Here is a 19849-nt window from a genome sequence, read left to right on the forward strand (position 1 = left end):
TATCGTAGGCTATCGACATGTGGACGCGTCCGACAACCTGCGCGCTGTGGCTGAGCTGCTCGTTGCTCGGCTCGGGCTGTCGGGCCAACGAGCAGCCGCACCACGAGCAGCCGACCTCGGCGTCCCAAGTGGCCCCGAGCCCCGAGCCTCCGACTTCACCCCCGATCGCCACGCGCGAGGCTGCGACCGCAGAGTCGGCCCTCGGGGTCGTCGATCTTGGTGTGTTCGGAGATCTCGACGCCCAGGTTCAGATTGAGATACCCGCCGGGCTCGAGCCATCCGAGTCCGCGCTCGGTGTGATCGACCGCGCCCACGCGATCCTCGTGCTCTATGTCGACGGCTGGCCGACCAAGGTCTATCCGCTGCTCGAGACCGGCGGCGAGGTGCTCAGCGCAGGCGACCAGCGCGTGCGACTGCGTCGCGGCGATCATCTCGAATTGGCCCCGCTGCTGCGCGCATCCGAGCAATTGCGTGACCTTGCGCAGGGCGCGAGCCCACCACCGGGCGACATCGATGGCGATGGGATCCCCGATCCGCTCGACATCGACATCGGCGCGATCAAGACCACGCTCAACGGGGCGAGCTACGACCAGAGCTACGTGACCCTCCCCTACCCCAACGGCGACGTCCCCCGCGAGCTCGGCGCGTGCACGGACGTGATCGTGCGAGCGCTGCGCAACGCGGGCATCGATCTGCAGGCGGAGCTCCACGAAGACATCGCCCGCGCCCCCCACCGCTACCCGATGGTCGAGCGAGCCAACGACGACATCGATCACCGTCGGGTCCGCACGCTGCTGCCGTGGTTTCGCGCCCACTGGACAGCCCTCGACGCCACCCAGCCGCCGCGACCTGGCGATGTGATCTTCATGGAGACGATCGCCAGCCGCAAAGGGCCAGACCATATCGGGGTCGTCGGAGATCGGCGGGCCACCGACGGTCAGCTGCTGGTCGCCAACAACTGGACAGATGGCTACCAGACCTCGTTCATGGAATTGCTCGGCCACGTCGAGGTCACCGATCGATTTCGGGTCCCGCCGAGCCCCGAGCACGCCGGCCCGATCGCGGCCGAGGTGCGGCAGCTGCTCATGGTTCGCGGCGACGACTGGGACAGCTTCCACGGGCACGCCCAGCGCTACCAGCGAGACACCGTCGGCGGTCCATGGCGGGCGGTCGGCGACGCGTTCCCGATCGTGCTCGGCCACGCGGGCATGGCCTGGGGTCGCGGGCTCCACGGTGATGGGGCGCCACCGGGGTCACGCGGGCCAAGCAAGCGCGAGGGTGACGGGCGATCGCCAGCCGGGGTGTTCACCATTGGATCCGCGTGGGGCCGGTCGGAGGCGAGCGCGACCAAGCTGCAATACACCAGCGAGTCGCCGACCCTGCGCTGCGTCGACGATCCCGCGTCCGCCCACTACAACCGCATCGTCGACGGCGCGACGATCTCGAGCGACTGGACCAGCGCCGAGCCGATGCGCCGCTACTACGAGCTGGCGATCACGGTCGAGCACAATTCGGCGCGCGTGAGCTCGGCGGGGAGCTGCATCTTCTTGCATCGGTGGAGCGATCCCGACAGCCCTGTCACCGGTTGCACGGCGATGGCCGGCGATCAGCTCGATCAGCTCGCCGCGTGGCTCGAGCCTGGGGCCGTGCTCGTCAGCCTTCCGACCTCAGCGATCGATCCTCTCCGACGAGCCTGGGCAATTCCGCGATGACCCGCGAGGCTCGGCATCCACGACCATGCCGCGACGTGGTTCGTGTACGATGGTCTCGCGAGCGCCGCAGGCCGATCCGCGCACGAGCTACGCATGAACGCCGACGACCTAGACGAGCTCATCGCCGAGGTCGACCGGCTGTGTAAAGGCGCCGATGGCCCCCGCCAAGCAGTTGATCGAGGGTCAGGGCGTGGTCCGGCTCCTGTACGTCACCCTGCACAATAGCGGCGGCTCGCCGAATACGTCGTTCATCCCGATGGGCTGGCCCAAGCCCTGACCAGTTCGCCGCGCTCGAACTCGACTCCTGAGCCGCGCCAAACGAAGGTAGACTCGCGTGTGCTCGAAGACCTGGCCCCACTACTGGTCCTCGCGGCCTTCGTGTTCGTGCTCGGCATGGTGACGTGGTGGAAATTTGCGAGGGCGGCGAACAACATCGAGTGGGCCACGCAGTTCCTCGATGCCCCGGCCAGGCGCGTCGGAGGGGTGTGCGTCGTCGCAGCGCTGGCGCTGGGCCTCGCGTTGATCTTCGTCGGCGTCGATCCAAACGGCGCGTTCGCTACCGCCAGCGTGAGTGGCATGGGAGCCTTCATCGCGCTGCTCGGTGCGCTCGGGATCGAAGGCCTGTTGCTCGAGACGGAGTCCGTCACCGCCGCTCGGCTGGCAAGCGGCGAACCACCGCCGTCCTCCACTCGCGGCCGGATCGTTGCGATCGCGCTCGGGCTGGCGCCGATCATTGCGGTCGTGTGGGTGTTCTGGCCGCGTTAGTGCAAGCTCGGCGAGATCGCCAACGAGCGCGGGGTTCTACCAGGGAGTTCGCTCCGATGGCCATCGGGACAGTGCTCGACGTCGAGCCGAATGTGTATGTTCTCGGCATGCGCCGACTGATCTGCCTCGCTCGCACGAGCACCCCCCTGCTGGAAGCCCGTGGTGTAATTCATCACAACCCCGAGCGCGCCTCTGAGGCCCGATCCCTGGGTCCCGAGACCTCGCAGGATCCCGATTCACCTTCGGTTTCAGTCCTTGGCCTCGAGCCCCAGCGACGCGCTCGGGGCCGCGCTGGATTAACCCACGGGCTCCTCGTTCTTGCCCTCGCGGCCTGCAACGATGGGAGCGCCGAGGGTGGAGGCGAGACCGGCGACGGCGGCAGCGATGGGGTCGACGTGACCTCAGGCGAGTCAAGTGAGAGCACGGGTGACAGCACGACGGACGGCGAGACCGACACCGGAGACGAGTGCCCGTCGGACTTGCTGTGCGGGACCCCGGCGTTGTGTTGCGCGATCGGTGACGCGTGCCTGCAAGGTGAGTGCGTGCCCGCGTGCGAGAGCGGCATCTATTGCGACGAGGGCTGCTGCGCGGCCGAACAGGTGTGCCTGGCGGACATGTGCGAGTCACCTGGTGGCCCGTGCGAGGACTCGTTCGATTGCGAGGTCGACGAGTTCTGCGAGCCGACGCTGAACCTGTGCCTGCCGCAGCCCGAGGGCGGACCGGCGTGCACCGTCGAGCCGCGCGCCGCTGCGTTCGCGCCGATCGAGGAGTGGTCGTGGACCGGCTCGCCGATCCTCCCCGCGTACGATCAAGTGCTCAGCATGCCGCTCGTCGGTGACCTGCTCGGCGACGAGACACCGGAGGTCGTGATCGTCACGCACGACACCGGCGACGGCGCTTGCGACACCGGCCACGCGTATCTGCGCGCGCTCGATGGTTCCAGCGGCCTCGACGTGTGGGCCGCCAACGCGGAGGCGTTCACCGACTTGGGCCGGGTCGCCCTGTGCCGTACGCCCGCGCTCGGTGACATCGACGGTGACGACTCGATCGACCTGGTGGCGCACGCCTTTGGCGGTGGTCTGATCGCGTTTGAAGGTGACGGCTCGATCAAGTGGACCTCGACCATGCAAGACGGGGTCACGCCCTACCAGGGCTACTTCGCAGGCGTCGCGGCGATCGCCATCGCCGACATGGACGCGGACGGCCAGGCGGAGATCGTCAGCGGCGGGGTGATCCTGGACAGCAGCGGGCGGTTGATCTCCGGGCTCGGACTGGGTGAGCTCGGTGCCAACGGTTTGTTTGGAGGTAACACGGTGATCGCTGACGTCGATGACGACGGGTTGCAGGAGGTTGTCAGCGGCTCGTTCGCTCACGAGCTCGACGGCTCGGTGCTGTGGTCCAACGGCGCCGCCGATGGCTACACCGCGATCGCGGATCTCGACGGTGACTCGCTGCCCGAGCTGGTCGTGACCTCCGCCAACTTCGCCCGGGTTCACGATGCAGGCACGGGCGCGCTGCTGGCGAGCTTCGACATGCCTGGGGTCGGCAACGGCGGACCGCCCACGATCGACGACTTCAACGGCGACGGTCTGCTCGACTTCGCCTCGGCGGTCGGCGACTCGTACACGGTCTTCACCTTCATGGAGCCGGCCACGATCGACGTGCTGTGGAGCGTGCCGACCCTGGACGTGAGCTCGTCGCGGACCGGGTCGAGCATCTTCGACTTCGAGGGCGATGGCGCCGCCGAGGTGCTCTACAACGACGAGTGCTACATGCGAGTCTACGACGGAACCACCGGGGAGGTGTTGCTCGAGTTCGCCAGCAGCTCGGGCACCGCGGCGCAATACCCGATCGCCGTCGACGTGGACGGCGACAACAACACCGAGCTGGTGGTGGTCAGCGACGACTGGTACCAGCTGGCCGGGATCACGCCCGGGTGCCCGAGCTACGTCGGCGACGAGCAGCTGCGCCACGGCGTGTTCGTGTATGGCGACTCCAACGATCGCTGGGTGCGGACCCGCAAGATCTGGAATCAGCACACGTACCACATCACCAACGTGTTGGCCGACGGCAGCATCCCGCAGTTCGAGCCGGACAGCTGGGGGCCGGAGGGCTTCAATAATTATCGCGTGTCCACCCCGGGCAACGGAGTGTTCAACGCCGCGGACTTGCAGGTCGATCTCGCCGTGTCGTTGTTGCGAGCGTGCCCCGAAGCCGTGACCCTGCGCGCGACCGTGCGCAACGAGGGCTCACAGGGCGTGCCCGCGGGCGTCGCGGTCGAGTTCTTTCGTGGTGCGGACGACAGCGGCGAGCTGGTCGCCAGCGCGCAGACCACCAACGTGCTGTTGCCCGGCCAGTCGGAGATCGTGCAAGTCAACGCGCCGCTGGTTGGCGCGCCGCCCCACGCGTTCTTCGTGCGCGTGGATGCGGAAACCCCGGGCGAGATCGAAGAGTGCCGCGAGGACAACAACAGCGCCGCGATCGACGACGTCAGCTGCCCGAACATCGGCTGACCCACGACAGGCAAGGTGTTCGCGTCGTCAAGGCACGGGCTGCATCTGCGCGGGGGTCAGCGCGCCCTCGCTAAAGCGCAGCTCGTCGATGATCCCATCGAAGCTGCTGAACCCCGAAGAGAGACCGCCCACCTCGTTTTCGCTGTTGCTAGATTTTTTTCCGCACGTCGTGCGTCCCATGGACACAGGAAAATGTGTGGGGTCCAGGAGAATGGCCGACGAGGGTCGGGTCGTACACGGTCTTCACCTTCATGGAGCCGGCCACGATCGGTGTGCTCCTCACCATCCGTGATAGTTTCTCGGCGTGAGCGACCCGATCCCGAAGCCAGCCTGGGCGCTGGCACGAAGCGAGCTCGCGCAGATATGGGTCGCCCAGGTGCTGCTGGTTCACGATCAACTCGTGTGGGCGGTCATCGAGATCCGCAACCGCGGCTCCGAACAACTCCTGGTCGATCTAACGCCAGACGACGCGCCGCAGCTGCGGCTACGCTCGGCCTCACCGCTGGTCGGCGGGATCGAGCGCTGCTTCGATCCCGAGCGCCGACAGACGGTTGCGAAGCTCCGCGCGAGCCAGGGGGTGGTCGCGCGGCGACTCGCGCCCGGCGAATGCTAGCGAGTCTACAGCGAGCCGCTCGAGCGCGAGTATCTCGATGACGCGAGGTTTGTGAACTGGCGGGTGCGCGGGTCCATGGCGTTGCTGGTCGGCGCGGAGGCTCAGGCGTTTGAGTGGACGTCATCGGAGATGCCATGGCCGCCGGAGCTTCGACCTGCGCTGCAACCACCGCCGCGTGCGGGTCACGAAGATCCCAACCCCGAGACGCTGTCGGCGTTGCTTCACGACAGACTCGACGAGCTGGAACCGACCCGCGTTGGGGTGGGCGTGGCCACACGCGATCTTGCGTTCTGGCTGTGGGGATTCAAGCGTGACACAGCCGCGCTAGAGCCCGAGCACGCCGCGTGCCTGGCCGCGCTCAGGCACGCGCTCGACCGACTGCCCGCAGGTAGCTTCAACGTGGCCGTGTACGCCGCGACGAGCACACGCTTCACCGAGCGCTGGTCTGGGTCGGGCGTCGAAGCGCTCGCCGATGCACGCGTCGACGCCGTGCGGGCTGCGTTGGGCCTGCACCCGGCCAAGCCCGGTATGCACACGATGGTCGAGGGTTTCGCACAGCGGGTGCCAGTCTCGAGCGCCGAGGATCCACGCGAGGTCGCGCGGCGTCGGGTGGTGCACTGCGCGCTGTATGGCGAGCTGTTCTCCGAGCGACGCCATGAGCTCGACACCGTCACGGCCGAGACGCTGGACTTCGGCCCCCTGCACGCAGCCTTGCGCACCAGTGACATGGGCGACTTGTTCACCGACGAGCGCATGGGCGGGGCGACCGTGCGAGCGCTGCTGCGACGAAACCGTCGCTACTTGGCGTGCCTGCTGGCCCCGCAGTGGGTTCGCCCCTACCCCAGCTGGGCACACCGCGTATCTCGGCTGCTCCGTGAGCACTATGTCCGGCGCGATGACGCCGACAAGGGCCGCATTCGGCAACTCGAACGGACAGCGGCGATCTTCGGAGTTCGCTGCGAGGTACTGGCCCTGCTGCGCGGTCTGTTTGGCGACCGTGGTGGACTCCACGCTCGGCTCGGGCGACACCGCACGGAGCTCGACGTGTCGAGCATCGCATGTTTCGAGTTGCTCGAGGTCGAGGGGGGCGCTGCGTCGCACCGACTGCGAACTTTGGCGCGTCGACTGCGTGACATCGAGCTCGACTCGGACCTGGGCCCCGCGGTCGTCGTGGCGGCTGCGGAGGCGATCGCACAAAGGAGCCTCGGCGGGTGCTATGAAAAAGAGGTGCCGCCTGGTTGGGAGGAGTTCTGCGTCGCGGTCGCGCGGCCGCAGCTGAGTGATCTGGTGATCCAGTGATCCAGTGATCCAGGCGAGGGTCCCCCTGGTACCGTAGTAATCGCCTATCACTGCGGCGACGTTTCGATTGGACATGCCTGCGTCGCTCAGCACCGCCATTAGCGTCGGTCGCTCGAGGCCTGGAATCGTCTCGGGGTACGCGCGACGGAGTAGAGCCACGGCGGACTCCAGGTTCGCTCGGCCAAGGTCGCCGTTCATGGTCGAAGGTAGGTGAGCATGTTGCCCAGCGCTCCGATTCAAGTTGCGATCACTGGACCAGGCGCTCCCGCCTCGAGCCACTCGTTGCAGTGTTTCTGCGGCAGCGTAGGATTGCGCTTACCGGGAGCGACGACCAGCAGGGCGGGACGTTGCTCGGACATAGATCGCCATGGCCGTCGCCGTCGCTCCGCGGCCATGGAGACCTACCACACGGTCCCTGCTCGACGAACTCGGCTTCCGAGCGGCGCAACGTTTCGGCGACGCCTTCCCTCCACTGGATGCTCTATCCGCATTCCGCCCAGCTTGATGACTTTCCGCGGACGTCTTCGTTGTGTCGTCGCTGCGTTCCACCCGAGCGCTGCACTCGTCCAACATCACGCCGGCGCTAACCTACCCTCATCATGAAACAGGCACACATCACCACTTTGACACTGTCACTTTTGCTCTGCGGCAGCGCCCTCGGCTGCGACAGCAGTGAAGAATATGAGGAGAATCTGATGACACATAGCGGTACCACCGACATCGACGCAGACCTTCAGGATAATCAAGCCAACGCACAAGTAAAATGCAGCATAGATGAAATCTATGGAACGCGTTGGCGCAAGACCTGGTACGGTGGATACTGGGAATTCAAGTATGGCACGTGTGTCGAGTACGGGACAGATTGCAGCGACTGCTTCGCCCGATGCAAGGATCAGTTCACGAGTGCCGGTGGCTGGACCATCAAACACACCAAAGGGGAGGAGTGTCAGGAGCAGATCTAGTGAGGTTCAGGCTCAGGCCGTCGAGTAGCTCGTGCATCGTCATGGTCGGTTGCGCAGAACGATGGCCGGTCGCGCAAGGCCGCTCGAAGAGGAGACTTCGCGCGATCGTGGAGGGGGTCCATCGTCGAAGTCTGGATGTCGTGTGACGAGTCCTCGAGCGTCACGCTGCCGCAGGCGGAGGGCAGCGAGGGGCGGGCGGGGTGCCCCTCCGCATCTTCGACCCTCGCTCGAGCCGCGGCCGCCCAGCGTCGATGGTAACCTCTTCGATGAGAGACTCGGTGCAGGGTATGCACAGAGCCCGTGCTGCTAGATGCGGGAATCAACCGCGCGAGCGAGAGTTCGCCGCGCCGCCAGACGGCACGACGACAATGCAACACCTCCGCTCCCGACCCAATCCACGCCCCGCCTCCCTCAGCTCGTCGCTCGCACAACCGGTCACACCGACCGTGCTCGACGAGCTGAAGTTCGTCTGCAAGCTGATGGCAGGCACATTGGCGGCGCTATGGGGGCTCGAGATCGTCGACACGCTGGTGTTCCACGGCCTGCTCGACTTGTTCGGCATCCACCCCCGCAGCACGTTTGGGCTGATCGGCATCCTCGCCAGCCCGTTGCTCCACGGCGACTTCTATCACCTGCTCTCGAACACCGTTGGCCTGCTGATCTTCGGCACCTTGGTGCTGCTCTGGGGCCGCAAGGAGTTTGCCCTGGTGACCGCCTCGAGCGTGTTGATCGGCGGACTCGGAGTCTGGCTGATCGGCGAGACCGGGACAGTCCACATTGGCGCCAGCGGTGTCATCTTTGGATACTTTGGGTATGTGCTGACGCGCGGCTGGTACGAGCGCAAGCTGCTGTCGATCATCATCTCGGTGGTGATCGCGTTCATGTTCGGCAGCATGCTGAGCGGCGCGATCCCGGGCCTGGCGGGCTGCGGGATCTCGTGGGAGGGGCACCTGTTCGGCCTGCTCGGCGGCGTGCTCGTGGCCCGTCGGCTCAGGCAGTCGCCGGCGACCCAAGGCCAGTGACCGCCCAGGTCACAGCCCAAATCACAGGCCAAATCACAGGCCAAATCACAGGGAGAACGCGTCGGCCTGCGCGGCGTTGCGCTTGACCTGGGCCTTGCCCGGCCGGCTCGCGGCGGCCGGCTCGGGGGCGGCTTCGGCCTCGACGAAGCCCGCGTTGGCTTCGTCGAGGACATTCGCCTGCTTGTTGAATTCATCGTCGAGGTCGCGACCAAAGGGGTCGACGAACTCTTTGGCCTTCGTCAACAGCCCAGCCGCCTCGCGGCGCTCGTTGATCTCCGAGAGGTGAGCGTCGACGGCCGCCTGGGCCTCGGCGGTGCGGCCCTGCGCGAACAGGGCGTTGGCCTGCTCGAGCGTGCGCGCGGTCTCGCTGCGGCTGAGGCGGCCGAGCACGATCGCGTCGAGCGGCGAGACCTCGGCGGGGGTGGCGGTCATGTTGGTGGCGAGCTCACCAAAGCACTCGCCAGGCTCGACGCCGGACAGATCGTCGTAGTTGAAGGTCACCGAGGCGATCGGCCGCTCGCCGACCGGGCTCGGCGGGACCTCGAGGCGGATCAAGAAGGTCTTCTCTTCGCCGACCGCGAAGGTGCCCATTGGCACGATCACCCGCCGGTCGACCTGCTGGTAGCTGCGATCGAGCACCTCGGCCACGCGCACGCCGGGCGCGAGCTCGACGACCAGCTTGCCGTCCTTGGCGATCGCGGTGACCAGCGAGTCGAGCTCTTCATCGAAGATCTGCTCGAGGTTCTCGCCGGTCTCGGAGAAGTAGTGGCGGCCGTTGGCCTCGCGGGCGATCGCCGACATCAGGCGCTCGTTGTAGTCGACGTCGACGCCGATCGAGGAGATCGTCGCGCCCTGGTTGCGGGCCTGACGAGCGACGACCCGCATGCCGCCCTCGTCCTGCACGCCGCGGTTGGCCTCGCCGTCGGACAGCAGCAACATGCGATCGATGCCCGCGCGCCGACCCGAGAGCGTGCGCATGCCCAGATCGATCCCACACGAGATGCAGGTGTTGCCGCTGGGGGGATCGTTGACGCCGTCGAGCATCTCGCGAATCAACCGCTCGCGGCTGGCGCTCGAGATCGTGGTCACCGGGATCACCACGCGAGCCTGCTCGGCATAGGACACGACCGAGACCGTGTCGCCGTCTCGCAGCCGGCGGATCATGCCAGCCGCCGCGTCGATCGCGTTGCGCTCGCGCTGGCCCTTCATCGAGCCAGAGTGATCAATGACGACCGCGAGGTTGAGTGGCTCGAAGCCGGAGCGGGCGCCAATTTGATTGATCTGATCGAGCTCGCTGCGGACGTCGACGAACAGGAAGGTCTCGCCGCGCGCGTCGGCGAGCATCCGCCCGTGGCCGAGTCGGCCTTCGACCATGAGGGTCTTGCCGGCCACGAAGGTCGACTTGTCGACCAGCTTGGGCGGCTGGACATCGTCGGGCTGGGGATCGCCAAGCTTCGGGGTGTCGCCGCGCTCGACCTTGACGGACGCCTGCGCGCCGGCTCGCTCACCGGGGGCGGTCAGCGACCACACCGCGGTGCTGGTGAGGGACATGCCAAGGACTGCGAGAACTCCGACGATTGCGACGCGCATGGGTGTCTTTCTGGGTGTGGCGTTCAGCTGCCGAGCAGACGGATCAGCCAGGTCACGAGGCCGGCGGCGAGCGACAGGCTGACGATGATCGAGGCGGCGAGCTTGGTGGGGATCTCGCGTGGGGCGGCGGCCTGCTGGACCACGCCGACGGTGTCGAAGCGCTTGGGCGCGAGCTCCTGCGCAGTCGAGCTGCTGGGGCTGCTGGGGCTGCTCGCCGCGGGGCTTGCCGCGGGACTGGCAACGGGAATCGGGGTCGCCGGGCTCAGCTCCGCGACCTCGTTGGAGACGCTCCGCCCCGGACGGGTCGTGGGCCGGGACGCGCTCGCGGTCGACAGCTCGGCCGGGCGAAACGGCTCGAGGCACTCGAGCACCACGCTGGCGCTGGCGGGGCGAGCCTCCGGGGCCTTCTCGAGCAGCTGCATGACGAGCTGCTCGACCCCGCGCGGCAGGCCACGCCGGGCCTCGGCTGGCAGCTGCGGAGCCGGCTCGGTGCACAGCTTGTCGAGCAATACCCGCGGCGACTCGGCCTCGAACGGCGGCCGGCCAGCGAGCAGCTCCCACATGACGAGCCCGAGCGCGTACAGATCCGAGCGCGGGCTGAGCGGGCGCGCGTCGATCTGCTCGGGGCTCATATATTGAAGAGTGCCGACGCTGTGCGTGGTGTTGCCGGCCGCGGCCTGGACGATCTTGGCGATCCCAAAGTCCATCACCTTCACCCGCCCACCGTCGAGCAGCATCACGTTCTCGGGCTTGAGATCGCGGTGGATGATCGGCTGCTCACCCGCGTGCGCGGCTTCGAGCGCGGCCGCGATCTGCCAGGCGATCGCCACCACTTCGTCCCAGGCCAGGGCGCGCTCTTGCAGCATGCGCTCGCGCAGGGTCTGGCCCTCGAGGAACTCGAGCGCCATGATCAGCTCACCGTCGACCTCCGTGCAGTGCAGGCAGCGGACGACGTGAGGATCGTCGAGGCTGGCGAGGATCCCCATCTCGTTGACGAACTGCCGGCGGCCGACCTCGCTGCGGGACAGCTCACTGCGCAGGACCTTGAGCGCGACCCGGCGCTTGGACAGCCGCTCTTCGGCCTCGTAGACCTTGCCCATGCCGCCCTCGCCGATCAGACGGCGGACCAGGAAATCGCCGATCCGCCGGGGCTCGGGCTCGAGCGCGCCAGCGGTGCCCGAGCGCGCTGGCGGGGCTTCAGAGGAGTCAGCTGGGCTGTTGTCAGCCCCAGCGTAGGCGAGAGTGCGGCGCTCGGGTTCGGGTTCGGACATGACGGGATCCGGGCCCGTGTCGGCCTCGGGCTCCGATCCTTTGTACACCACCAGCGCGGCCCGCGAGCCGGTCTCGATCGGGGTGTCGAGCGGGGCTCCGTCGGCTTCGACGGGGCACTCCAAGGGGGGTTGGGCGAGGCCAGGCGCCATGCGGGGGGGCCAACGCCTGCTGCGGGTGATCGGCTTGCACCCGCTCGAAAGCCTGACGGTCATGCCGGCGTTGGGCCGCCCGATGACCTCAGATGATGGCTTGCCGGGCGATGACAAGCTCGGGCACGGTGGACCGGTGGCCCAACCTCCCGTGAGCGAGCGCTCGCTCGAGCCGATCGGCGTGGCCCAGCGCTGGGCCTGCGCGGATCAGCGCGAGCTGTGGCGACTGCCGCCTAGTCACCAGCGCGCGGCCGATGAATTGCTCGTGCTCGGGCGGGCCGGGATCGGGGGGTTCATCGAGGGCGGGCCGGATCCGAGCGACGGGCGGCCGTGGCTGGTCCGCGCGCAGATCGAGACCAAGCTACCGGCGCTCTTGGGGACCCATGAAGGTCTGCCGCTCAGCTGGCGACCCGTCGTCGGCTTGGTCGCGGACCTGGCCCGCGCGCTCGCGGCCGCCGAGTCTCGCGGGCTGTTCCCGGGCTTGCTGCGGCCGACGAACGTGGTGATCGAGCCGAGCGTGTGGGTCCTCGCCGACGCGCTGGTCCACGCCCGCGTCGACGCGCCGAGCGACCCATCGCCCACCGCCGAGCTGCGACGCGAGTGGCTCACACCCGCGGCCGCGGCCGGTCAACCCGACGACGCGAGCTCCAACCGGTGGCTGCTCGGGCTGCTGCTGTACCGGCTGCTGTGTGGGCGCGGACCGTTCGCGGGGCTAGGGCTGCGCAGCGCGATCGATCGGGCGAGCCAGGGTGTCCCGCCGCTCCCAGACGTGATTGCGCGCGAGCTGCCGCCGGGTTTGCAAGGGCTGATCCTGCGTATCTTGGCGCCTGCGCCCGAGCAGCGGGTGAGCGACGCGGCCACGATCCACGCGGAGCTGACCGGGTTCCTGCGCGAGGGCGCGCCCGCAGACCCTAACCCGAACACGACATTGTCGTTCGTCCCGCCGCGCGCCCCAGCGGCCGCGAGCCCACAGCCAGACCCACCGCCGATCGCTGCCAACGTCAGCGCTACCCCGCGCCCACGTCGCTCGGGTCGCTCGGTGGTCCGGCGGATCTTGCGAGCGTCCGCGGTGGTTGGCGTGGTCTGTCTGGGTGTGATCGGTGGTGGTGTGCTGCTCGATCTCGCGGGCGATCCACAGCCGGAGCCGCAGATCGAGACGACACCCAAGCCCAAGATCGGCAGCCGCGCCCCGCTCGACGCCGCGCACACCAGCCCCGAAGACTGCGCCAGCTGCCACCCCCGCCAGACCGCCGAGTGGAAGCGCTCGGTCATGGGCCACTCGGCCAAGAGCCCGCTGTTTCAGGCGCTCGAGATCCTGATTCAGGAGCAGGCTGGGCGCAGCGACGATTGCCCCGGTGGCGCGGGAGTCCTGCGCACCCAAGATCCCCGCACGGCCTGCCGTGACCCCGACACCAACATCGCGATCACCGGATCGGGCGGCGAGCTGTGGTGCGCCAACTGTCACACGCCGCGCGAGAACCTGGGCGCGGTGCTGCCTGCGTGGGACGGCCTCGCGCTCAACTCGAGCACCCGTCGGCCGCTGCGGGACCTGCAGCCGGCCAGCACCACCGAGGGCATCGACTGCGGGTTTTGTCATCAGGTCCACGGGCCGGTCCGTCCGGGCAGCGAGCGCGCGGGCTTCTACGAGGGCAACCCGAGCTGGCTGTCCACGGTGACCGGGCAGACCTTCGAGATGCGCCCCGAGGATCGCGTGGGCCAGGCGGGCATCGCCAATAGCGGCTACATCTTGGATCCCGCCGAGCTGATCGCGGGGGCCCCCGGCCGCCCCGACGCGCCGCTGGTCCCCGGGGGCGTGCACCGCCGACCCAGCGACGACGCCCGCGCGTACCTGCGCTCGAGCCAGTTTTGCGGCGCCTGTCACGACGTGCGCCTGTTTGGCACCGACGCGATCGCAGGCCCCAATCGCGGCGAACACTTCAGGCGGCTGCGCAACGCGTACAGCGAGTGGGCCGACTGGGCATCCCTCGAGCGACGCGCGGGGCGTGACGCGGCCGACTGCCAGGACTGCCACATGAGCAGCTTCCCGGGTGTGTGCGTCAGCGGAGATCCACCCGCCCCGGTCGCGGGCGAGCCGGATATCGTCGCGCTGCGCAACGGCTGCCCGCCCGGCACCCACTTCGAGTCGCGCAACCCCGGCGAGCTCCCGCACCTGCGCGTGGCCGCGGGCTCCGGCGAGCCCAGCGACGTCTCCACCCACTATTTTTCCGGCGTCGACATTCCGCTGACTCCGGAGTTCGACGATCACTATATTGATCAGCCCGAGCTCGACGCCGCTGGGATCCCACTCGGCGGTGATCAACGGCGCGACCTGCTGCTCGGCCGCAGCTTTCGGTTTGAGCTTGGCGAGCCCGTGCTGGTGCCCGGCGGGCGCAAGCTCGAGGTTCCGGTGGTGATCGAGAACACTGGCGCGGGCCACAAGATCCCGGCGGGGTTCTCTCAAGAGCGAGAGTTCTGGGTCCACCTGCGTATCACTGACGCCGAGGGGCGGGTCGTCTACGAGGTCGGCCGGGTCGATCGTGGCGACGAGGATCTGCGCGACAAGCTGTTTGTCTCGGTCAACGTCAGTGATCGCATCGTGAATCAGCAGGGGCAGCCACTCGGCATGTTTGGCGCGGACGTCCGCGATGGACCCGACGTCCCGCAGTGGCAATCGCTCGACGGCGGCGGTGAGTTCGACCCGGCCACGCGGTTTCGCGGGCGTGGTTTGATCAACCTGCAAAACGGGTTCTTGCGCTGCGTGAAGTGCATCGGCTTCATCGACCGCGCGGGCCGCTGCCTGCCACGCGACGCCAGCCAGGAGCTCCACCGCGCGGCGCGGTTCGACGACGCACCGTTCGACATCGACACTGGCGAGTGTCAGTCGAATTTGTTCGGCGAAGAATCCCTGTTCGAGATCTACTTCCCGGTTGGCTCGCTCGACGCGACCCGCGGCGTGGTCAAGGGTCCCGACGCGATCATCGACCTGCGCTCAGCCCCGCCGGGCGTGCCGATGCAGTGGACCTACGATCTGCCTATCTCGAGCTTCAAGGCGCCATTCGAGATCGAGGCGCAGCTCTTGTTCCGATCGTTCCCGCCGTTTCTGATCAAGGCCTTCGCCGACTACGAGACCCGCCAGGCGGCGGCCGGGCTGCGGCCGAGCGGTCCGCTGGTGACCCGTGAGATGCTCAGCAAGCTCGAGGTCGTCGAGATCGCCACCCACACCCGGACCGTCGCCGCCCCCTGACCATGTCCACGACCTGGCCCGACTCGCTGTTCACGGCGCCGATCCTGCGCGGGCTCGATCCGGCGGGGCGCCGCGCGGTCGAGAACGCGGGGCGCCTGCACAAGTACGAGGCCGGTCAGCGGGTGTTCGCGGTCGACGAGCTCGGCGACAGCTTCTTCGTGGTCAACCGCGGCGAGGTCGAGCTGCGCGCCCACACCCGCAAGGGCCTCGACGAGTCGGTCCATCTGCGGGTCGCCCGAGCGGGCGAGACCTTCGGCGAAGAGTCCACGCTGCCAGGCGGGCGCCGACGCAGCGACGCGATCACCAAGACACCGGTCGAGCTCGCGGAGATCCCCGCGGCCCTGTTTCAGCGCGCGCTCGGTCGCAGCGGCGGCGACGCGCGCGAGGCCCCAGAGCAGCGCCTGCTTCGACGTCGGGCCACCGCGGATCTGCTGCGCCAGGTCAGCCTCGCCGAGGCGCTGCCCGAGACCGACTTCGAGCTGCTGCTCGACGCCGCCGAGCACCGCGAGCTGCGGCGTGGCGAGCGGGTCTACGCGGCCGGCGACGTCAGCGATGGACTGTGGTTGATCACGCACGGGCTCGTGCAATTGCAGACCGAGGAGCCCGACGGCGGCGTCGTGGTCCGAGCTTACCTTTCCGACGGCGACTTCTTCGGCGACACCGAGCTGCTCGACGGCGAGCGACGCAGCTTGTTCGCCGTCGCAACCGGCGAGAGTCACCTGTTGTTGATCGCGCCCAAAGCGTTTCGCAGCCTGGTCGATCGCAACCCCCACGTGATCCCGCGACTGCGTCGGATCTCCGCGTCCCGCGAGGCCCGGCAGGCCGCGACCGTCGAGGCGTCACCGCACACGACCCGCCACGTGTTCGCGGATCTGTATCGCATGCAGATGGCGCGGTCGCTGCTGACGATCGATCAAGACGCGTGCGTCCGCTGTGGTCACTGCGCGTGGAGCTGCGAGCAAGTCCACGGAGTCGCGCGGCTGGTCCGGCGCGGCGACAAGGTCGTGACCTCGCTGCGGGTGCTCGACGGCGGGGAGGCGGCCCGCGAGCTGCTGCTGCCCAACTCGTGCCAGCACTGCAAGAACCCGGTGTGCATGATCGACTGCCCGACCGGGGCGATCGGTCGGGATCCGCAGGGCGAGGTGTTCATCCGCGAGGACCTGTGCACGGGCTGCGGCAACTGTGCGAAGGCCTGCCCGTGGGAGAACATTCGCATGGCGCCGCGCACGATCGCGGCTGGCAAGCCGACCCGCGATCAATTCGCGCCGAGCCTGATCGCCGCCGCCGAGCGGCGCTCGCTCAGCCTCGAGTCGATGTTCCCGGAGGTCGCGACCAAGTGTGATCTGTGCCGCGACTACGAGGCTCCGGCCTGCGTGCAGTCGTGCCCGACCGAGGCGATCATCCGCCTCGAGCCCGAGCGCGACTTCGCCGAGGTGGCGTCGATGCTGAACCTCGGGGATACCGGTCCGGCCTCGCGGCGTCTGGTGATCCCATGGGGCGGGATCTTCGTGGGGCTCGCGGCGGCGGCGGGGCTGTCTCTGCTGATCGCGGCGGTCGGGCTGTCGGCGCGCGGGCAGCTCTCGCCCGCGACTGGGCCCGGACTGCTCGCGGGCGTCAGCGCGGCGCTCGCGATGCTGGGCCTGGTCGCGCACGCGCTGCCCAAGCGCCTGGTCTCGCGGTGGATGCGACCCAAGCAGCGGCAGGCCAGCGCGCGCGCTTTGGCCGAGGACAAGCCTGCCCCGATCACCCGCTCGAAGATCCGGCCGTACTACCTGGCCCATCTCAGCCTCGGCTTGCTGCTGCCTGGGCTCGTGCTCGCCCACACCGGGCTGTCGGTCCCCGCCAACGCGGCCGGGACCCTGGCGATCCTCAGCTGGATGACGCTCGGGCTCGGCATGTTCGGCGGTGCTTGCTACGCGCTGATCCCCTCGCGTCTGACCAAGCTCGAGCGCGGTGGGGCGCTGCCCGAGGATCTGGTCCGCGAGCGCGAGCTGCTGCTCGATCGGCTGCAACGCGAGCTGTCGGGCAAGTCCGGGGTGCTCAAGCAACTTGTCGCGCAACAGCTACTGCCGTGGGCCAGGGCTCCGCTCGGCTCGCTCGAGCTCGTCGCTTCGGGCCGTGATCTGGGCGCGACGCGGTCGTTGCTGCGCGAGCGCGTGGAGGCCAGCTTGCCGGCCGAGCTGCGTCGCGATGGCGGCCGCCCCCACGCGCGCGAGCAGGCGCTCGCGGGCCTCGAGCCGCTGCTGCGCACCTGCGTCGAGCTGCGCGCGCTTCCAGCCCGGCGTCTGCTCACCGCGCTGCTGCGTGGGTGGTTGGGCCCCCACGTGCTGCTGACCGGCGCGCTGCTGGTCGCGCTGGTGGTTCACGTTGTCGCGGTCACGCTGTTCGCGGGTGGGTGAGCTTCAGATGCCGAGTCGCGACCAACCACCGACACCGAGCAGCGCGCCCGCGCTGGTTCGACTGCCACAGGGCATCCGCGGGCGGCGACGCAGCGCGCCAAAGATCGAGCGCAGCTCCGACGTCACGCGCACCCGTGGGTGGTTGGTCGGTAGTTTGACCGGCGCGCTCGGGTTGCTGGCCGCGCTGGTGTTCACCGGGGGCGACGCGGTCAAGACGGGCGGTCGCGCGATCTCCCGGCCCCATCGGCTCGCCGGGCTCGACTGCAGCAGCTGCCACGGCGACGCCCGACCCGGACCCGCCACCGCGCAGCACGATCCCGCCAGCGCCTGCGCCACCTGCCACACGCAGCAACGCTCGCAGCGAGCCCCCCACGCGGCCCTGCTCGCCAGCCAGACCATGCGCTGCACGACCTGCCACCAGATCCACACGGCGATGGGTGGCGTGGCCTTCGTTCCGGGCGAGCCCGCGATCCGCTGGCGCAACGGCGGCGAGGGCCCGCTCCCGCAGCTCGAGCCGATCGGCACGCGTGGTTGGTCGGGGCGCGAGGCTGCCAGCGTCGCGTTGGTCGAGCTCTCGGCCTGCTCGACCTGCCACGATCCCGAGCGCGCCGACGATCCCATGGCTCACTGCGCGCTCGCGGGTCATCGCGGGCCGACCGACGCGGCCGTGTGCTTCGACGAGCACACTCCGCTGTTGGTCGCAGCGGGCAGCGAGCGCGCGGCGCTGTGGGAGCTCAGCCGTGAGGCCGCCGCACTCGAAGCCCCGACCGACGCCGCGCCTTCGAGCGGCGGTTGGCTCGCGCCGTTTTGGTGGTTGAGCGCGAGCCTGGCCGCTGGCGGCCTGGGCCTGGGTGCGACGCGGCTGTGGGCGCGGCGACGCGATCGCATCCAGCTCGAGGTCATGGCCAAGCTCGCGCAGGAACAGGCCGGCAACCAGGCCGACGCCTCGCTGCGGCCGGCCGAGCGACGGCGACTCCCGACGATCGACGCCACGACTTGCATCGGATGCAGCGCCTGCATCGACGCCTGCCCCTACGACGTGCTGGAGATGCGGGCCTACGTCGCGGTCGTCAGCAAGCCCGACGACTGCTGCGGGCTCACGCTGTGTGAGCAGCGATGTCCCAACGGATCGCTGATCATCAGCGAGGGCGAGCGCATCGCGGAGCTGCCCCGGATCGACGACGCGCTCGCGGCCACGGGCGCGCCGGGGGTCCACCTCGCTGGCGACGTCACCGGGCTCCCGCTGATCCGCAACGCGATCAACCAGGGCGCCCACGCGGTCGCGGCGATCGCGGAGTCACTCCGCAACGGCCCCCGCGGCGGCGGCGAGCAGCTCGATCTAATCATCGTCGGCGCCGGCCCAGCGGGGATCAGCGCCGCGCTCGAGGCCGAGCAGCAGCGCCTGCGCTACATCGTGCTCGAGCAAGCCACCGCGGCCCAGAGCATCCGCAGCTTCCCGCGCGGCAAGCTGGTGTTCGATCAACCGCTCGGCATGCCCATGGTCGGCGAGCTGTGGCTGCGCGAGTCGACCAAGGAGGAGCTGCTCGGCAAGTGGCTGCGGATCATTCACAGCCACAACCTGAAGATCCGCGAGGGCGTGCGCGTGCGCGGCTGTGAGCAGCTCGGCGGCGGGCGCCTGCGGGTGCTCGCCAGCGATCTCGACGGCCACCCCGTCAGCCTCGACTGCGCGCGGGTGCTGCTCGCGTTCGGGCGCCGCGGCTCCCCCCGCCTGCTCGACGCCCCGATCGCCGACGGCATGCTCGACCACGTGCACTACAGCCTGGCCGACGCGCGCAGCTTCGCCGGTCGCACGATCTGCGTGGTCGGGCTCGGCGACGTCGCGATGGAGGCCGCGATCGGCCTGGTCAACCAACCCGACACCCGCGTCACGATCAGCTACCGCGGGGCCGACTTCACCCGCGGCAAGCGACGCAACATCGACGAGCTGCGGCGCCTGATCCAGGCCGGCCGGGTCGAGATGCTGTGGAGCACCGAGGTCGTCAACGTCGAGCCGGGCCGCGTGCAGTTCCGGCAGGTCAAGCGCGACCAAGCCCCGTTCATGCTCCGCGAGGTCGACTCCGTGTTCGTGCTCATCGGCAACATCGCCCCGACCAAGCTGCTCGACGCGTTTGGCGTACGCACCCTCGGAGGCTGACTGGGGTTTAGAAAACCAAGAGGCGGCCAGCAAATCACTCGTGATTTGCTGACCGCCTCGTTCCCCAGTCAGCCCGACCTCGAGCCGAGCGAAGCGAGGTGGCGACACGCGCGGAGGCGAAGCCGAGCACGAGTCGCGTCGGGCTGACTGGGGT

Annotated in this window: 14 protein-coding genes; 11 read left to right on the top strand and 3 right to left on the bottom strand. The window is 68.8% G+C overall.

The genetic code is table 11. The features are described 5' to 3' along the window. The first annotated feature begins 17 nt into the window (after window positions 1-17). The 4 genes from ENSA7_RS30690 (at window position 18) to ENSA7_RS30700 (ending at window position 4990) form a co-directional block, all read left to right on the top strand. The gene (locus tag ENSA7_RS30690) at window positions 18-1712 is read left to right on the top strand and encodes a DUF1287 domain-containing protein (RefSeq protein ID WP_106092942.1); all 1695 of its coding nucleotides are present in this window, start codon (window positions 18-20) and stop codon (window positions 1710-1712) included. A 154-nt stretch (window positions 1713-1866) separates the two neighbouring features. Next, a complete protein-coding gene (locus ENSA7_RS45890) occupies window positions 1867-1989 on the top strand; it encodes a hypothetical protein (RefSeq protein WP_280524049.1) in 123 nt (40 codons plus the stop codon). Window positions 1990-2048: 59 nt separating this feature from the next. Further along, window positions 2049-2477 carry a hypothetical protein gene (locus ENSA7_RS30695; RefSeq protein ID WP_106092943.1) on the top strand — a complete coding sequence of 143 codons (429 nt, stop codon included), beginning with the start codon at window positions 2049-2051 and terminating at the stop codon, window positions 2475-2477. A gap of 56 nt (window positions 2478-2533) precedes the next feature. Continuing rightward, window positions 2534-4990, top strand: coding sequence for a hypothetical protein (locus ENSA7_RS30700; protein ID WP_106092944.1), 2457 nt, complete (start codon window positions 2534-2536; stop codon window positions 4988-4990). Between the two features lie 27 nt (window positions 4991-5017). Here the strand turns inward: ENSA7_RS30700 and ENSA7_RS45115 are convergent, their stop codons facing one another. Further along, window positions 5018-5122 carry a LamG domain-containing protein gene (locus tag ENSA7_RS45115; protein WP_146158319.1) on the bottom strand — a complete coding sequence of 35 codons (105 nt, stop codon included), beginning with the start codon at window positions 5120-5122 and terminating at the stop codon, window positions 5018-5020. Between the two features lie 172 nt (window positions 5123-5294). Between ENSA7_RS45115 and ENSA7_RS30705 the strand changes: the two genes are divergently transcribed. The 4 genes from ENSA7_RS30705 (at window position 5295) to ENSA7_RS30720 (ending at window position 8886) form a co-directional block, all read left to right on the top strand. Continuing rightward, window positions 5295-5603 (top strand): hypothetical protein, encoded by a 309-nt coding sequence (locus tag ENSA7_RS30705; RefSeq protein WP_106092945.1) that lies wholly within the window; start codon window positions 5295-5297, stop codon window positions 5601-5603. A 75-nt stretch (window positions 5604-5678) separates the two neighbouring features. Next, entirely contained in the window at window positions 5679-6902 is a 1224-nt protein-coding gene (locus tag ENSA7_RS30710; protein ID WP_146158320.1) for a hypothetical protein, read from the top strand. Between the two features lie 599 nt (window positions 6903-7501). After that, entirely contained in the window at window positions 7502-7864 is a 363-nt protein-coding gene (locus ENSA7_RS30715) for a hypothetical protein (protein ID WP_106092947.1), read from the top strand. 446 nt (window positions 7865-8310) lie between these two features. Beyond that, window positions 8311-8886 (top strand): rhomboid family intramembrane serine protease, encoded by a 576-nt coding sequence (locus tag ENSA7_RS30720; protein WP_219908088.1) that lies wholly within the window; start codon window positions 8311-8313, stop codon window positions 8884-8886. Between the two features lie 45 nt (window positions 8887-8931). On the opposite strand, the gene ENSA7_RS30725 is transcribed toward ENSA7_RS30720, so the two are convergent. Both ENSA7_RS30725 and ENSA7_RS30730 read right to left on the bottom strand, forming a co-directional pair. Beyond that, on the bottom strand, window positions 8932-10437 hold the full coding sequence (locus tag ENSA7_RS30725) for a vWA domain-containing protein (protein ID WP_181234273.1): 1506 nt from the start codon (window positions 10435-10437) through the stop codon (window positions 8932-8934). A 62-nt stretch (window positions 10438-10499) separates the two neighbouring features. Next, entirely contained in the window at window positions 10500-11870 is a 1371-nt protein-coding gene (locus ENSA7_RS30730; protein ID WP_244923964.1) for a serine/threonine-protein kinase, read from the bottom strand. A gap of 25 nt (window positions 11871-11895) precedes the next feature. On the opposite strand from ENSA7_RS30730, the gene ENSA7_RS30735 reads away from it, so the two are divergent. Genes ENSA7_RS30735 through ENSA7_RS30745 form a run of 3 tightly spaced genes read left to right on the top strand, consistent with a single transcriptional unit; the run spans window position 11896 to window position 19695 of the window. After that, on the top strand, window positions 11896-15141 hold the full coding sequence (locus ENSA7_RS30735; RefSeq protein ID WP_106092949.1) for a serine/threonine-protein kinase: 3246 nt from the start codon (window positions 11896-11898) through the stop codon (window positions 15139-15141). Window positions 15142-15143: 2 nt separating this feature from the next. Continuing rightward, on the top strand, window positions 15144-17540 hold the full coding sequence (locus tag ENSA7_RS30740) for a cyclic nucleotide-binding domain-containing protein (RefSeq protein ID WP_106092950.1): 2397 nt from the start codon (window positions 15144-15146) through the stop codon (window positions 17538-17540). Between the two features lie 7 nt (window positions 17541-17547). Further along, window positions 17548-19695, top strand: coding sequence for an NAD(P)-binding domain-containing protein (locus tag ENSA7_RS30745; protein WP_146158321.1), 2148 nt, complete (start codon window positions 17548-17550; stop codon window positions 19693-19695). Window positions 19696-19849: the final 154 nt, after the last annotated feature.

Origin of the sequence: Enhygromyxa salina (genome assembly GCF_002994635.1) — a bacterium.
GTDB lineage: Bacteria > Myxococcota_A > Polyangia > Nannocystales > Nannocystaceae > Plesiocystis > Plesiocystis salina_B.

Excerpts from the sequence above, each read along its gene's own strand:
- ENSA7_RS30715 (WP_106092947.1), top strand. The coding sequence starts at position 7,502 with ATGAAACAGGCACACATCACCACTTTGACACTGTCACTTTTGCTCTGC.
- ENSA7_RS30740 (WP_106092950.1), top strand. The coding sequence starts at position 15,144 with ATGTCCACGACCTGGCCCGACTCGCTGTTCACGGCGCCGATCCTGCGC.
- ENSA7_RS30735 (WP_106092949.1), top strand. The coding sequence starts at position 11,896 with ATGCGGGGGGGCCAACGCCTGCTGCGGGTGATCGGCTTGCACCCGCTC.
- ENSA7_RS30710 (WP_146158320.1), top strand. The coding sequence starts at position 5,679 with ATGGCGTTGCTGGTCGGCGCGGAGGCTCAGGCGTTTGAGTGGACGTCA.
- ENSA7_RS30725 (WP_181234273.1), bottom strand. The coding sequence starts at position 10,437 with ATGTCCCTCACCAGCACCGCGGTGTGGTCGCTGACCGCCCCCGGTGAG.
- ENSA7_RS45890 (WP_280524049.1), top strand. The coding sequence starts at position 1,867 with ATGGCCCCCGCCAAGCAGTTGATCGAGGGTCAGGGCGTGGTCCGGCTC.
- ENSA7_RS30745 (WP_146158321.1), top strand. The coding sequence starts at position 17,548 with ATGCCGAGTCGCGACCAACCACCGACACCGAGCAGCGCGCCCGCGCTG.
- ENSA7_RS30690 (WP_106092942.1), top strand. The coding sequence starts at position 18 with ATGTGGACGCGTCCGACAACCTGCGCGCTGTGGCTGAGCTGCTCGTTG.
- ENSA7_RS30700 (WP_106092944.1), top strand. The coding sequence starts at position 2,534 with ATGGCCATCGGGACAGTGCTCGACGTCGAGCCGAATGTGTATGTTCTC.